General features: G+C 52.1%; 13 protein-coding genes. 8 read left to right on the forward strand and 5 right to left on the reverse strand.

Going from position 1 to position 15,637, the window contains the following annotated elements:
• Positions 1-37 precede the first annotated feature (37 nt).
• On the reverse strand, positions 38-709 hold the full coding sequence (locus tag JTN23_RS02870) for a hypothetical protein (protein ID WP_247232238.1): 672 nt from the start codon (positions 707-709) through the stop codon (positions 38-40).
• A 133-nt stretch (positions 710-842) separates the two neighbouring features.
• Between JTN23_RS02870 and JTN23_RS02875 the strand changes: the two genes are divergently transcribed.
• On the forward strand, positions 843-1,766 hold the full coding sequence (locus JTN23_RS02875; RefSeq protein WP_247232239.1) for a sugar phosphate isomerase/epimerase family protein: 924 nt from the start codon (positions 843-845) through the stop codon (positions 1,764-1,766).
• Between the two features lie 55 nt (positions 1,767-1,821).
• On the opposite strand, the gene JTN23_RS02880 is transcribed toward JTN23_RS02875, so the two are convergent.
• Complete coding sequence (locus tag JTN23_RS02880) at positions 1,822-2,247, reverse strand: hypothetical protein (RefSeq protein WP_247232241.1); 426 nt, start codon at positions 2,245-2,247, stop codon at positions 1,822-1,824.
• Between the two features lie 221 nt (positions 2,248-2,468).
• Here JTN23_RS02880 and JTN23_RS02885 point away from each other — a divergent pair, with 221 nt between their 5' ends.
• Positions 2,469-3,557, forward strand: coding sequence for a glycoside hydrolase family 113 (locus JTN23_RS02885; RefSeq protein WP_247232243.1), 1,089 nt, complete (start codon positions 2,469-2,471; stop codon positions 3,555-3,557).
• 31 nt (positions 3,558-3,588) lie between these two features.
• On the opposite strand, the gene JTN23_RS02890 is transcribed toward JTN23_RS02885, so the two are convergent.
• Together JTN23_RS02890 and JTN23_RS02895 are read right to left on the reverse strand one after the other, a co-directional pair.
• Positions 3,589-4,491, reverse strand: a complete 903-nt coding sequence (locus tag JTN23_RS02890; protein ID WP_247232245.1) for a bestrophin family protein — start codon at positions 4,489-4,491, stop codon at positions 3,589-3,591.
• Positions 4,488-5,096: a 3'-5' exonuclease gene (locus JTN23_RS02895; protein WP_247232246.1), complete on the reverse strand. Its 609-nt coding sequence runs from the start codon at positions 5,094-5,096 to the stop codon at positions 4,488-4,490. Before JTN23_RS02895 ends, JTN23_RS02890 begins: the two co-directional genes overlap by 4 nt.
• A gap of 89 nt (positions 5,097-5,185) precedes the next feature.
• Here JTN23_RS02895 and nspC point away from each other — a divergent pair, with 89 nt between their 5' ends.
• The 6 genes from nspC to JTN23_RS02925 all read left to right on the forward strand — a co-directional run bounded on the left by nspC (position 5,186) and on the right by JTN23_RS02925 (position 14,364).
• Positions 5,186-6,343 carry a carboxynorspermidine decarboxylase gene (gene nspC / locus JTN23_RS02900; RefSeq protein ID WP_247232247.1) on the forward strand — a complete coding sequence of 386 codons (1,158 nt, stop codon included), beginning with the start codon at positions 5,186-5,188 and terminating at the stop codon, positions 6,341-6,343.
• A 123-nt stretch (positions 6,344-6,466) separates the two neighbouring features.
• The gene (gene pyrG / locus JTN23_RS02905) at positions 6,467-8,113 is read left to right on the forward strand and encodes a CTP synthase (RefSeq protein WP_247232248.1); all 1,647 of its coding nucleotides are present in this window, start codon (positions 6,467-6,469) and stop codon (positions 8,111-8,113) included.
• Positions 8,114-8,226: 113 nt separating this feature from the next.
• Entirely contained in the window at positions 8,227-10,056 is a 1,830-nt protein-coding gene (gene yidC / locus JTN23_RS02910) for a membrane protein insertase YidC (RefSeq protein ID WP_247232250.1), read from the forward strand.
• Between the two features lie 126 nt (positions 10,057-10,182).
• Complete coding sequence (locus JTN23_RS02915; RefSeq protein ID WP_247232252.1) at positions 10,183-11,886, forward strand: ABC transporter substrate-binding protein; 1,704 nt, start codon at positions 10,183-10,185, stop codon at positions 11,884-11,886.
• Positions 11,887-11,942: 56 nt separating this feature from the next.
• Positions 11,943-13,241: a glutamate-1-semialdehyde 2,1-aminomutase gene (hemL, locus tag JTN23_RS02920; protein ID WP_247232255.1), complete on the forward strand. Its 1,299-nt coding sequence runs from the start codon at positions 11,943-11,945 to the stop codon at positions 13,239-13,241.
• A gap of 148 nt (positions 13,242-13,389) precedes the next feature.
• Positions 13,390-14,364 carry a glycosyltransferase family 2 protein gene (locus JTN23_RS02925; protein ID WP_247232256.1) on the forward strand — a complete coding sequence of 325 codons (975 nt, stop codon included), beginning with the start codon at positions 13,390-13,392 and terminating at the stop codon, positions 14,362-14,364.
• Between the two features lie 28 nt (positions 14,365-14,392).
• On the opposite strand, the gene JTN23_RS02930 is transcribed toward JTN23_RS02925, so the two are convergent.
• Entirely contained in the window at positions 14,393-15,457 is a 1,065-nt protein-coding gene (locus tag JTN23_RS02930; RefSeq protein WP_247232257.1) for a phosphotransferase, read from the reverse strand.
• Positions 15,458-15,637: the final 180 nt, after the last annotated feature.

Below are 15,637 nucleotides of genomic sequence, written 5' to 3' on the forward strand. Positions count from 1 at the left end.
CGGTAACTGGTAGTTAATTGGGGTAAATAAAAAATAGTCAATCTGGTTCTTTTGTTTTCAACAACATGCATTTTCGGTAGCCCGGCCACCGCCTGATCCGCTCGGTGAGCAGAGGTGAGCTTATGTCTCCGAACAGGATCTCGTAGGTATCTTCCTCAAACCGGAAGGTGGTGCCGTCGGCGCGGCGGCGCTCAGTACCAGCCGGGTACAGGGTACCTAGTTCTTTGTTCTCTACGGCTCCTTTATCTATAAATCCCAGCAGGGAGGCTACGGTGCCACGTCGTTCGGACTGATGAAACGATAAGCAAAAATAGTGCGAAGTACGCGAACCTGGCTTATGAAGCTGCGAAGAGGGGATATTTAGTACGTAATCAGCCCCCAGTCGCCCCGACCGCCGCTTCATGGATTTCACGTCCAGGCTGAAGATACTATTTTCTGTCTGAAGAACAAAATCCTGCCCCCAGTCCTGCCCGTTGACCGCGCCAAAGGCCTTCCGCGGCCGGGCTAGCTGGTAGATATCCGCAAACACTACTTCACCCAGGCTGCCGGTGTACCTCAGCAGACGGGTGTGGAGGGGCCTGTTCGAATGGGCATCCCAGATGTTGGCGACCTGGTGGTGGCGGAGCGAGTGTTCTACCAGCCTGCGGGCGTACGCCTTCTGCTCATCCGTGACCTGAATCTGTATGTAGTACTCGTTTTTCAACGGCAAAGGTAGGTGCGGTTGGTGACACGTAGTACTAACCAGCACAAGAAAGGTTAAGTTTAGGGCATGAAATCCGGCGCCGGATCTTCTTTTAGAAATAGATGTCAACTTTGAACTGGTTTATTAACTCGTAACTCACATGCTTAAATTAGGATTTGTAAGTGCTATTCTGGCTGATTTTGGTTTTGAACATGTCATTAGTTTTGCCGCCAACCACGGATTTTCGTGCGTGGAAGTAATGTGCTGGCCCAGTGGCAATGCCGACAACCGCCGCTACGCCGGAGTAACCCATATCGACGTGGAAGGTCTCACAGATCAGAAAGTCTCTGATATCCGCTACACCCTCAAAGAAGCCGGTGTGACCATATCGGGCCTGGGGTACTACCCCAATCCGCTCGACCCGGACCAGGCCAAGGCCGAGTTCTACGTGGAGCACATCAAGCAGGTAATACGGGGAGCGGCCCGTCTGGGTGTACCGGTAGTGAATACCTTCATCGGACGTAATCCTGCCCAGAACATACAGGACAACCTCAAACAGTTTGCCGATGTATGGCCGGGCATCGTAAAGGTAGCTGAGGAGAATAATATCAAGATCGGGATTGAAAACTGCCCCATGTTCTTTACCAACGACGAGTGGCCCGGTGGCAAGAACCTCGCCATCAGCCCGGCGGTATGGGATCGGATGTTCGAGATTATACCCAGTCCGGCCTTCGGCCTCAACTACGATCCTTCGCACATGATCTGGCAGATGATGGATGAGATCAAGCCCATCTATCAGTACAAGGATCGCCTGCACCACATTCACCTCAAAGACGTAAAGCTGTACCGCGACAAGCTAGATCGGGTAGGTATCATGGCTAATCCGCTGGAGTACCATTCGCCCAAGCTGCCCGGATTGGGCGATGTCAACTGGCGGGGCTTCTTTGCGGCTCTGACCGATGTGCGTTACCGTGGCCCGGTGGTCATCGAAGTGGAAGACAAAGCCTACGAGGGCCATATAGAGGATGTCAAGAGCGCGATCCTGACCAGTCGCAACTACCTGCGGCAGTTTCTGGGAGAGTAAACAAAAGCGGGAAGCCACTGGCTTCCCGCTTTTGGTAGTTATTGGTTAGGATGTGCTAGTTGCCGGTCTGGCTCTGTTTGCCAGCTTTGGGCAGATCCGCTACACTCGTATTCGAATTGGAAGGTTTGGAAGCAGGCTTGGTTTTGTAGTTGCGTGGTGAGTTCAACGGATTGATAGTCGATCCTTCTTTTTCACCACCAACGGGTACTGCCAGCGCCGCAGGGCGGTTGGCGTACTTAGGCGTATGACGTACTTTTCCGCGCTCCCTGGCTGTAGTCACCCGCTCCACCAGCCCAATGCTCGGTACTTCTACAGTATTCCGGTCGTCGTTGAGTTGTTTGGCTTTCTGGGCCTTGTTAGGATGCTTATAGTTATGCACTGAAACACCCGGATCTACCTGTACCTTGCTCTGAGCAGAGGCACTAGTAGCAATCAAGGCAAAAATTGCGGCAATGGCTACTATGAATGATGTGCTTTTCATATATTTTTATAAATATTTCGTTAAAAAATAGGCATATTTCTGCCCGTTTATATGATAAGCATAAAAGTAAAAAATTTGTTCCAACTGGTATTTCTGCAATTTTTAGCTGGATTAGTTTAATTTTTATAGTACTATCTTACAAGTATAGCCCATATTGTTGTTTTGATAATTGATTTTACGACCCTTTTTGAGAAATTCCTGCCATATAGCTAAATCTCACTATGATTTTGAACGAAAAGGCCTCTACAAACTTTTTTTTTCGCAGGTATACCCTGCGGCATAGTGGTATATGGCTACTGCTGCTGCTGTTCCTGCCGGGTATATTCAGTGGATGCAGTACCTACACGACCGGGGCTTCGTACCAGTATGGGGGGGAGAAGATTAAGGGGGTATCGCTGGTAGCTCCCCGGGAGCCGGTGACGGATAGTGTGTTTGTACCCGTGCGCCAGGTACATGCTGAGTGGGTGTCGGTGATGCCATATGGATTTGTGGAGGAAGGAAAGCCAGGGTTTCACTACGCGGGTAAGAGCGGGGAGTGGAAATGGTGGGGCGAAACACCCCAGGGAACGGCCGAAACCATCCGGATGGCGCACCGGCAGGGGCTCAAAGTCATGCTGAAGCCGCACGTCTGGATAGGCCGGGGCGGGTTTACGGGCCACCTCAACTTCACGACCGAGGCTGACTGGGCCACCTTTGAAAAAGGGTACGGCGAGTACCTGCTGGAGTTTGCCCGGGTAGCCGACTCCACCGACGCGGAGATCTACTGCATAGCTACCGAGATGCAGAACTTTGTAGCCAAGCGGCCGCAGTTCTGGCACCGGATCATCAGGGAGATCAAAGGGATCTATAAAGGCCAGCTCACCTACGCCGAAAACTGGGATACCTACCAGAACGTGCCATTCTGGGACCAGCTGGACTACATCGGGGTCGATGCGTACTTTCCGTTATCAGAAAAGCAGCACCCCTCGGTAGCCGAACTACGAAAGGGCTGGCAAACCCACCTCAAAGCTATGGGAGCTTACGCCGGCAAGCACCAGAAGCCGGTACTATTTACCGAGTATGGCTACCGCAGTGCCGACTATGCCGCCCGCAAACCCTGGGAAACCGATCAGTCGCAGCCCGAAAATGAGCAGCTACAGGTAGCTGCCTACCAAGCCCTTTTTGAGGAGGTATGGGGCCGGGAGTGGATGGCGGGGGGATTTGTGTGGAAGTGGTTTCCGGGACTGGAAAAAGGCCGAAAGGCACGGGACTGGTATTCGCCCCAGCACCGGCCCGCCGAACAGACCCTGGCTGATTTCTACGCTCAATAACGGATAGCGGGGCTACCCTTACCGCAAGTATCTAGACCGGATAGGCTACTTCGGTATTGAAAATATCTTTGACCGCTTTACGGATGTTGATACAGATCGTATCGGTAGGCAGGTCATTGGCATCCTCACCGAAAGGGTCTTCAATCTCTTCGGCAATGACTTCGAGGCTTCCCAGTATGTAGAATACGAATATCACAAAAGGTACAACCAGGTAATTCAGGTTAAAGACGTACCCCAGAGGCAGGGTGATGCAGTAGGTAAAGATGAACTTCTTCAGAAAGGAACTGTACGAAAAGGGGATGGGAGTATTTTTGATCCGCTCACAGGCCCCGCTGATGTTGGTCAGTGATTGCAGCTCATCGTTTAGGAATAGCATGTGCTCGGGGAGCAGGATGCCCCGGCGCTGCATCTCAAGTACTTTCGATATGATGAGTCCTGCTACCTGATTCGGTACGTGTTCATTCGGGCGCAGGTCGTCAATCGAAAAAAGTTGAGCTGATTCCAGCTCCTCGCCCAGGTATTTGCCCCGCAGATGATTTTTGAGAGAGAATGCAAAGTTGGGGATCATAGTCCGGAAGAACTCCCGGTACTCGGTATGTTCAGGACCAAGCAGTCCGTTGATCTTAAGGGCCAGATTCCGGCTGCTGTTGACCAGACTGCCCCACTGCTTGCGCCCTTCCCACCAGCGGTCGTAAGCGGTATTGGTGCGGAATACCAGCAGCATGGATATTACAAATCCGAGCAGAGAATGCATCAGGGAGATATTCTTCAGGTCAGAGGTGGACTCCAGCTCCCAGTAGTCTACTATCAGGTAGGCGATCAGAGTAGAGTAAGCTGCTATGGCTACCAGTAGGGGAGCCAGCTTACGAACAGTATCCGCCTTATGAAAGCCAAATATAAATCCCCACCATTCCTTCGGATTGTAGTTGATCATACCAGTTTTACTTTGTCTACCAGTTTAAAGAACTCCTTAAAGCAGCGGGCCGTTAGCTGGGCATCTTCCAGAGCGTTGTGCGTTTGGTCTTCCCGTTCAAATCCGAAGTACTTCGCTACGGCTCCCAGGCTCAGCGTACGGGGCACCGACTGTCCGTTCTTCTCCAGGATCATAAAAAACAGGTAGGACACCGTATGCAGGTCAACCATCTTGTTGGAGAAGGGCCATTTCAGTTTTTCCTGCCGATAGGCGTAGCGCAGGAAGTTGATATCATAGATGACACTCTGCCCGCAAATTACTACGTCAAACAGGCTTGGTGGATTCTGGGCGGTTCCCTTCTTCCGTCCCAGACGGGTCTGTACCCACTCCTCAAACTCGGGCAGAACATCATAGATCATGGGCGCGTCTTCGAGGTCATCGAGCGAAAGTCCGTGTACTTCTTCCGACTTGGCCGTAAAGGCTTCTTCGTTCTCCGGGTATACATTTTGCAGGTAGGTACCCAGCGAGTTCCAGTGGTCGTCGAAGAGTTCGGCACCGATTTGTATGATCTCGTTCCAGCCGGGCTCGGGGCCGGTCATTTCAATGTCAAGTACCAGGAAAGGCATGGAGGGTTGAATTTGTTGTGTGACTATTGCGTTACTTTGCAGACAAATCTAAGACATCCGATTACACATTTCTATAAATAAAGATAAAAATGCCCATTGACTATACCAAGGTACCTTCACCTTGCTACGTGCTGGATGAGCAACTCCTGCGCAACAATCTTGAACTTATTGACAGCGTGCAGAAAGCCGCAGGATGTAAGATCATCCTGGCGCTGAAAGGCTTCTCCATGTTCAGCGCATTCCCGATCGTGAAGGAGTACCTGAGCGGGGCTACGGCCAGCTCACTGAATGAAATAAAACTGATCAATGACTACTTTGGGTACCGGTCACATACCTACGCGCCGGCCTACCTGGATCATGAGTTTGAGGAGGTAATGGAGCGGAGCAGCCACATTACCTTTAACTCCATGGGGCAGTGGGAGCGGTTCCGGGAGAGGGTGGAAGCTTTTAACCAGCAGAACCCCGACCGCCGGATCTCCTGCGGCATCCGGGTCAACCCGCAGTACTCCGAAGTAGCTACCGATATGTACAACCCCTGCGTACCGGGCTCACGCCTGGGCGTCACCCGTAACCAGCTGCCCGATCAGCTACCGGAGGGAATTGAAGGGATTCACTTCCATACCCTGTGTGAGAATGATTCCACCACCTTGGAGCGTACCCTTGAGGCCCTGGAAGCACGCTTTGGCGACCTGCTCCACCAGGCTAAATGGCTCAACATGGGCGGTGGACACCTGATGACCCGCGAGGGCTACAACATCGAGCTGCTGATCGAACTGGTGAAGCGCATCCGGGGGAAGTATGACCTTGACGTAATCCTGGAACCGGGCTCCGCCATTGCCTGGCGTACCGGAGTACTGGTGAGCAATGTGCTGGATGTGCTCGATAGCCAGGGGGTGCAGGTAGCCATACTGGATACCTCCTTTGCGGCCCACATGCCCGATACGCTGGAGATGCCCTACAAGCCCTACATCCAGGGAGCGTACCACGAGCCTCAGGAAGGTAAGCCTACCTACCGACTGGGTGGTATGACCTGCCTGGCCGGTGACTTCATGGGCGACTACTCCTTCGACCAGCCGCTGCAGATCGGCGACCTGATCGTATTTGAAGATATGATCCACTATACGATGGTTAAGACCACTACCTTCAATGGGGTTAATCTGCCCTCAATTGGTATCTGGAAGAAGGACCAGAGCTTCCAGCTGGTGCGTTCGTACGGCTACGAAAGCTTCAAGGACAGATTGTCCTGACAGAGAAAAAGTTCCGCGTACAGGGACTATTTAAAATAATTTATTTTTAGGCAGAAGGGCAGGAACTCTTCTGCCTTTTCTGTACCTTTGTATCCCGTAATCATAGTAAAATAGCATAGTCTTATGGCTTCTACAGGGCAAAAGACCGCTAAGTACATTTTTGTTACGGGCGGCGTTACTTCATCACTTGGCAAAGGCATTATAGCCTCCTCACTGGCCAAGCTTTTACAATCCAGAGGACTATCAGTCACTATTCAGAAATTTGATCCATATATCAATGTGGATCCCGGTACGCTCAACCCTTACGAGCACGGCGAGTGCTACGTAACGGACGATGGTGCCGAGACCGACCTTGACCTGGGGCACTACGAGCGTTTTCTGAACGTACGTACCTCGCAGGCCAATAACATTACTACCGGACGTATCTATTACAACGTTATCATGCGGGAGCGCCGGGGCGACTTCCTGGGCAAGACCGTACAGGTAGTACCTCATATCACGGATGAGATCAAAAACAACATGCTGCTGCTGGGGCAGACGGGCGAGTACGACGTGGTGATCACCGAGATCGGTGGTTGTGTGGGTGATATTGAGTCGCTTCCCTTCATTGAAGCTGTACGTCAGATCAAATTTGAACTAGGCGAAAACGATACACTGGTCATTCACCTGACCCTGATCCCTTACCTCACCTCCGCCGGTGAGCTTAAGACCAAGCCTACCCAGCACTCGGTAAAGGAGCTGCAGGAGTCGGGCGTGCAGCCGGATATACTCGTATGCCGGACCGAACACCCGCTTCCCACTGATCTCCGTAAGAAAATCGCCCTGTTCTGTAACGTACAGACCAGCTCGGTGATCGAAGCGATGGATGCCGAAACCATCTACGATGTACCCATCTTGATGCGTAAGGAGCGGCTGGATCAGCGGGCTCTGTACATGCTGGATATCTACAACGACCAGGATGCCGACCTCGACGCCTGGAAAGGGTTCGTGTCCCGTCTGAAAAACCCATCTGATTCCGTACGTATTGGTCTGGTGGGTAAGTACGTGGAGCTGCACGATGCCTATAAGTCCATTGTGGAGTCATTCATCCATGCCGGCGCTGAGAATGAGTGTAAGGTTAATATTGAGTGGATTCATTCGGAGTCGCTTACGCCTGAGAATGCCGAGGAGAAGCTACGCGACCTCGACGGTGTGCTGGTAGCACCGGGCTTCGGAGAGCGTGGTATTGAGGGTAAGATTTCAGCCATTCGCTACGTTCGCGAAAATGGCATCCCGTTCTTCGGTATCTGTCTGGGTATGCAGATGGCTGTGATCGAGTACGCCCGCAATGTACTTGGTCTGGAAGGAGCTCACTCGGTAGAGATGAATCCTGACACGCCGCATCCGGTAATTAACCTGATGGCCGATCAGAAGGATATCACCAATAAGGGAGGTACCATGCGACTGGGCGCGTATGCCTGCCGCATCAAGAAGGATACACTGGCGCACAGGATATACGGTCGTCTGAACATCAGCGAGCGCCACCGCCACCGCTACGAGTTTAATAATGATTATCTACAGCAGTTTGAGAAGGGGGGGATGCTGGCAACCGGTATCAACCCCGAGAACAATCTGGTAGAGATGGTAGAGATACCGGGACATCCTTACTTCATGGGGGTACAGTTCCACCCCGAGTTGAAGAGTACGGTGATGAATCCGCATCCGCTTTTTGTTAATTTTGTGAAGTCAGCTCTGGCTTACTCACTCCAAAAGCGGGCGGTTATGCATTGATTTAACCATTCCTCACCTGTAAGGAACCCAATCCCGAAAATCTTCATTACCTTTGCAGTCCCGTATCGTAAACCTGATACGGGACTTACTTTTACTACTTTTTTAAGTTACGAATGGAAAGAAATCAGGTAATTGGCTTAGTACTTATCCTACTAATGCTGGTTGGCTACCAACTACTGGTTCCCAAGCCCGTTGAACCAGAGCCGGTAACCCAACAACAAACTACAAACCCCTCCACTACAGCTCCGGCAGCCACAGCTACTCAGCCCGACTCTAATCAGATCAAAGCCCAGTACGGCGACTTTGCGGTGGCAGCCCAGGGACAGGCCCAGGATGTAGTGATTGAGACTAACGACGTACGTGTGACCTTCTCCAGTCAGGGAGGTATAATAAAGGAGTTGCTACTGAAAAAGTACAAAACGTACGATCAGAAGCCGCTCTATCTTATTTCCGGCAACCATAATTCGTTCAGCCTGGAGCTGCCTACCCAGCGTGGTAATATAGACCTCACGGATCTGTATTTTACGACCAGCGCTACCAACCGTACCCTGGCCGAAAACGACTCGGCAGTAGTCTCCTACCGGATGGCTCTGGCGGGTAACCAGTTTGTGGAGCAGACCTACGTGGTACACGGTACCGGCTATGTGATTGACTACGGTATCCGCGCCAACGGTGTAGGTACTGCCGGCAAGGCCCTGCAGTTTGGCTGGCGCAATGATATGCTCCAGCTCGAAAACAACATGGAGGAAAACCGCAAAGCAGTAACGATCAACTACTATACCGACGAACTGAACAGCCTGAGCCAGGATCCCGCAGGTAATACGGAGGCCACGGCCGAGCAGCCAGTACAGTGGTTTACGCTGAAGCACAAGTACTTCCTGACGGGCCTGATCGCCAATCAGCAGCCTCTGCAGAATGTAACGATGAAAGCACTGGTCAACACGGCTGATTCCAGCGTGGTCAAGACCATGGAAGTACAGGCCAACATACCCGTAGCAGCTCTGCAGCAGGGGGCCAGCTTCAAGTACTTTATGGGACCTAACGATTATCACATCGTAAGTGATGTGGCCGCTGAGAACTTCGACGAAAACGTGTACCTGGGGTATGCTTTCCTGAAGCCTATCAACAAGTACTTCCTGGTGCCCTTGTTCAACTTCCTCGAGATGTTCATTTCCAACTACGGAATCCTGATCATCTGCCTGGTATTGATCGTGAAGCTGATCCTGACGCCACTTACCTATAAATCGTATGTAAGTATGGCCAAGATGCGGGTGCTGGCGCCGGATCTGGAAGAGATCCGCAAGCAGAACCCCGACGACATGGCCAAGCAGCAGCAGGAGCAGATGAAGCTGTACCAGCAGGTAGGTGTAAGCCCGCTGAGTGGATGTATACCCGTACTGGCTACCATGCCAATCCTGTTCTCGCTGTTCTTCCTGTTCCCCAACCTGATTGAGCTACGTCAGGAGTCATTCCTGTGGGCCAGAGACCTTTCGACCTACGACTCAGTACTGAACCTGCCGTTCCGACTGCCTTTCTACGGGGACCACGTGAGCTTGTTCACCATCCTGATGACCGGATCGAGTATCGCCTACGCCTACTACAACAACCAGATGACCCCTACTCAGCCAGGACCCGTCAACATGAAGGCGTTGAGCTACATCATGCCTCTGATGTTCATGTTTGTGCTGAATTCATTCCCCGCTGGTCTGACGTTCTACTACTTTGTATCCAACGTAGTGACAATCGGGCAGCAGCTGATCATCCGGAAATTTGTGGACGAAGCCAAGATCAAGCGGATCTTGGATGAGAACCGGATCAAGAACGCCGATAAGCCCAAGAAGCAGTCTAAGTTCCAGCAATACCTCGAAAAGTCGCTGCAACAAGCCGAGGAGGCCAAAAAGAAACAAGCCGAACTGGAGAAGCGTACAGGAAAGCGTAAGTAAAATGCTTGTTACGCCAGAATAAAAGTGTAACGTAAGGGTAGCGTTTCCTGTACTGGAGCGTTACCCTTATTTGTTGATAAGCATGATTTTTGTAATTATTGAATAGTCTCACTAATCCACAATCTTATGAAAAAAATACTCCTACTACTGATCCTGTGGGGCCTGTACGGAACGAGTATTTCCAATGCACAAATCTTTGAGCAGAGTGAAAAGAAATACAAGGAAGCAGTTGGCTACTTCAGGCAGGGAAAGTATGAGCAGGCCATGAGCCGTCTGGCTCCGCTGACCAGTCAGACCAGCTCAGCCTACGGACCGTACAGTCATTACTACTACGCGCTATCTGCCTACCGTCTGAAAAAATACAACGATGGCTACCTGATGCTGCGCCAGTTGCTCAGCCGCTACCCCAACTGGGAAAAAATGGACGAGGCCTACTACCTGATGGGAGCCCTCAACATGGCGATGGGCAACTACGACAAAGGCCTGGAGAACCTGCAGCTTATCAACGATCCGGTATTGACGAAGGATGTGCAGGGACTTAAGCAGCAGTACCTGTCGCAGATCAAAGACCTGAACCTGCTGAAAAACCTCCAGAAGCGGTACCCAACGGACAAAGAGGTGGCCGGAGTACTGGTACGGCTAATTCAGAGTACTTCTACCGACCGGGCTGATCTGGAACTGTCGGACCGGCTGACCAACCGCTTCGGCGGAGATGTGGCCAACGCGGGCACTACCCCCCGTCCCCGGACTACCGGACCCAAAGCCACCCGCAACTGGGACAAGGGCTTCTACAATGTAGCCGTAATGCTTCCCTTCCGCCTGGATGAGTTCCAGTCGTCTCGCCGGTCGCGCTCCAACCAGTTTGCCTATGACTACTATCAGGGTATGCTGCTGGCCCGAAAGCAGCTCAAAGACGAAGGCATACTGGTCAACCTGCAGTCATATGATATCAATAATGATGAGGAACCGATGCGGGACCTGGTCAATAACAACCAGTTTCGGCAGTCGGATCTGCTCATAGGCCCCCTGTACCCCAAGACCTACGAAATCGCTTCGCAGTTTGCCTCGGATAATGAGGTTGTTCTGTTCAACCCTCTCTCGACGGATGGTAACCTGCTAAGCAACAGCACTACCTCGTATCTGGCGCGTCCGTCAGTAGAGTTCCAGATGAAGCAGGCGGCTCAGATGGCAAGCCGGCTGAGCCCGCGGCTCACGGCGGCTATCTACTACGGCGGCTCATCCAAGGACTCGGCCATGGCGGCGGCTTACGTAGAGGAAATAAAGAGTCGTGGTGGTAAGGTACTTGAGAAAGTCCGCATCAACGATCAGAAAGCAGATATAGATGCCAGAATATCCTTGTTTGAAGGAGAGAAGCCTTCTCACATTATCCTGGCTTCCACCGATCCTCAAACAGGTCCGGCGCTTTTTTCGGTACTGAACAGCCGCAAACTTACCGGCATTCCGGTTATTGCTACGGCCACCAGTTTTGATTTTCAGCGGTCAAGGCCTTCCAGCTATGGCGGCCGCCTGTACCTGATCGAGACCGAGTACATTGACCTGTTTAAGGAAGGGGTACGCAATTTCCGTCTGGCCTACTACGAGCAGACCGAAACCCTGCCCACGGTGTACTCGTACCTGGGGTACGATCAGATGCTGTTCCTGGGGCGTATGATGGCCCGGTATAAGGACCGCCTGGCTGAGGGGCTGAAGAGCCGCCAGCAGGAGGAAGGGTACCTGCTCTCGGGTTTTGATTTTACCAGGTCGCGCGAAAACCAGATACCACCGATCCTTCGTGCCGAAGGCTCTCGCTGGGTACCGGTAAGGCAGTAGTGAATTAGTTAGAAATAGTAAAAACAGATATATACAAGGTAATAACACCTCCTGTAATGGATCATATAGAAAGTCAACAATTATTCAAAAGAGCCCAGCAGTTTATTCCGGGCGGAGTAAATTCACCGGTCAGAGCCTTCAAAGCCGTTGGGGGATCACCCGTATTTATTAAATCGGCCAAGGGAGCCTACCTCTACGACGAGGATGGTAACCGATATCTGGAGCTGATCAACTCCTGGGGGCCGATGATCCTGGGCCACGCGCACGAGCTGGTCGAGAAAGCCGTTTCGGACGCCATACGTCAATCATTTTCCTTCGGAGCACCTACCCGCAAGGAGATCGAGATGGCTGAGTTGATAGTAAGCATGGTGCCGTCGGTAGAAAAAGTGCGGATGGTGAACTCCGGTACCGAAGCGACCATGTCGGCCATCCGGGTAGCCCGGGGCTATACCGGCCGGGACAAGATCATCAAGTTTGAGGGCTGCTACCACGGCCATGGTGATAGCTTCCTGATCGCAGCCGGAAGTGGAGCCGTTACGTTTGGTACGCCCGATAGTCCCGGAGTGACCCGCGGAGTAGCCAACGATACCCTGACGACTCCTTACAATGACCTGGCTGCCGTACAGCAGCTCGTCGATGCCAATAAGGGTACCATTGCTGCGATTATACTTGAGCCCGTAGTAGGTAATATGGGTTGTGTATTGCCCGCGGAGGGCTTCCTGAAAGGACTGCGCAGCATCTGTGACAAGGAGGGCATAGTACTTATCTTTGATGAGGTAATGACGGGCTTTCGTCTGGCCAAAGGGGGCGCTCAGGAGCGCTTCGGTATCATACCCGATATGACTACTTTGGGTAAGATCATCGGAGGCGGGATGCCCGTAGGTGCTTACGGTGGACGTAAGGAGATCATGGACTGCGTGTCTCCGGCGGGACCGGTGTACCAGGCAGGTACTTTGTCTGGTAACCCCATCGCTATGTCGGCTGGTCTGGCTATGCTGCATTACCTCAACGAAACACCTGATGTGTACACCCGTCTGGAAGCCATTGGGGCTAAGATCGTCGGTGGCTTCAATGATACGCTGAGCCGACTGGGCCTTACCTATACCATCAACCACATCGGGTCCATGTTCACGCTATTCTTTACAGATCAGACGGTAACGGACTTCCCGTCGGCTAAAAGCTCCAACCTGCCCCTGTTTGGCCGGTACTTCCACGCCATGCTGGATCGGGGGGTATATATAGCTCCTTCGCAGTTTGAGAGTCTGTTCCTATCGGTAGCGCTGGAGAATCCCCATATTGACAAGATCATTAAAGCCAACGAAGAGGCCCTGAAAGAAATCATGGCTCAGGGTTAGTATTCATAGATATTTCCTGGTACAATGCCGCCCTCTGTTTGCAGGAGGGCGGTTTTTTTTTACCTTGCCTCTCCTTTTTAAGATTTTAGAGGCTTTGTAGCCACTAGCTCGTCCCTGATCGGGTTGATGAGCCATTCCAGGACAATTCATGCGTAAGTACTCAATAATAATCCCTGTATATAACCGTCCGGATGAGCTGGAAGAGCTCCTGGATAGCCTCACCCGGCAAACCTATACCCATTTTGAGGTGATTGTGGTGGAGGATGGGTCAGTAAGAAGATCAGATCAGGTGGTGGAGCGGTACCACGACCGCCTTGACCTGAAGTACTTTGAGATAGAAAACCGGGGGCAGGGCTTTGCCCGTAACTTTGGTTTTGAAAAAGCGTGCGGTGACTACTTCATCGTATTTGATTCGGATACGATCATCCCGCCCCGGTACATGGAGGTAGTCAACACGCGCCTTAGCGACGACTTTCTGGATGCCTACGGAGGGCCGGATGCGGCCGATGAGAACTTCTCAGATCTGCAGAAAGCCATCAGCTACTCTATGACTTCGGTATTTACTACGGGAGGTATACGCGGCAAAAAAAATAACGCCGGAGGAGCGTTTCAGCCGCGAAGCTTCAACATGGGGATTTCCAGACGGGTCTACCGCGAAACCGGAGGCTTTGCCAAGCGGGATATGGGGGAGGACATTGAGCTGGGTATCCGGCTAAAGAAACACAACTACCGCATGGGACTTATCCCCGAGGCCTTTGTGTACCACAAGCGCCGGGGCAACTTCGGGGACTTCTTCCGGCAGGTCCACTCGTTTGGCCGCACGCGTTTTGTTCTGGACAAGCTACACCCGGGTCTGGAGCTGATCAAGCCGGTACACGCCTTTCCGTCGGCGTTTGTACTATTCTGCCTGCTTATTCCGGTCTGGTACTTTGTATTTGAGCCCTTTTTCTGGCTATCGCTGGCGGGACTGGCGCTATTTATAGTACTCATTTTTCTGGATGCTACCAGCCGAACCAAAAGCCTTAAAGTAGGTGCACTCAGTATCGTAGCAGCTTTTGTCCAGCTGTTTGGGTACGGGCTGGGCTTTATTCAGGAAGGGGCCAGAAGGGTACTTAGAAGATAGTACATGAGGCCGTTGGCCGGTAGCCGACTTATTTGCCGGCTACCGGTGCGTGGCCCGCTACATCCCGTTCGTAGGTAATATAATGTTCCAGAAGCGTCTGGAGCTGGTCAGCATACGTATCCGCCAGCTGAACATAGTCAGCCGCGGAGGTTTCGTCTACATGTACCGCATCCGTACGGGCTTTCAGAATCTCCACCTTGAGACGGGTGCAGGCCCGGTGCAGGCAGTAGTACTTAAACAGGATGACATCCTCCTGCGTGTGCATTACCTGAAACTGCTCGTTATAGGCCTCCATGAACGCCTTTCGGAGTTGCGGCTGCTGATACAGGTCCAGGTCGATGCAGAAGAAGGCGATCTCGTTCAGGACGTCAATACGGCGACAGGTTTCGTCGTATTCGAGGCAGTCAAAAATAACGGGGTCCTCTTCGTACATGAATATATTGCCCGAATGAAGGTCGCCGTGGCCGTCGCGCTGGAAGCCCTGCTCCATACGCTCCTTCATCCGCCAGGCAAAATGGTCAATGACCCAGTGGGTGAGCCGGGTCCATTCCTGCACCCTCGACTGCCACTCTGTGCCCAGGTGAATCGCCATCCAGTCGCTGTGTTCCAGAATTTCCATGAAGTCGTCCTTCTTCCATTCCACATTGACGGGTGTATGGGTAGGGGGCGAGGCCATATGAAAGGCCGCCAGCTTTTGGGCCAGTTTTTGAACAAAGGGTACGCTAACCTGCCCGTAGGCCAGCTGGTGGTTGAGCAGACGTTCATCGTCCAGCCGCTTCATAACGACGGCATAGTCTACTACTTCGCCATCCGTACCTATACATACGGTCCCATCCTTACTGACAATGGGTGATACGGCCAGGTATATATCCGGCGAAAGCCGCTGGTTAAGGGCCAGCTCGCGGCGGCACAGTTCATGCCGGACTTCCCGGTCGGTAAAATCAAGAAATGGGAACCGTACCGGTTTCTTTATCTTATAGGCTAGTGAGTCGGTCAGTAATACCCACGAAATATGCGTCTCCAACTGGTCTACGGGCTTCGTAGTTTCCCTGGCCAGCCAGTTTCTCAGTTGATCTATCTGATACGTTTGCATAGCTGTCGGGTTAAAAGGTTTACCTATTGTACAGGGTATCAATGGTAGAGGATCAGGCCGGCAGATCAGTACGATTATCTAGGTAGTAGCCGGCTCCTGATGCTCTGATATCTATGAGTAGAAAGTCAAAAGACCGTGCCAAATGGATTTGACACGGTCTTTTGCTAAAAACGGGAAATA

The sequence above is a fragment of the Telluribacter roseus genome (genome assembly GCF_017355915.2).
Taxonomy (GTDB): Bacteria; Bacteroidota; Bacteroidia; order Cytophagales; family Spirosomataceae; genus Telluribacter.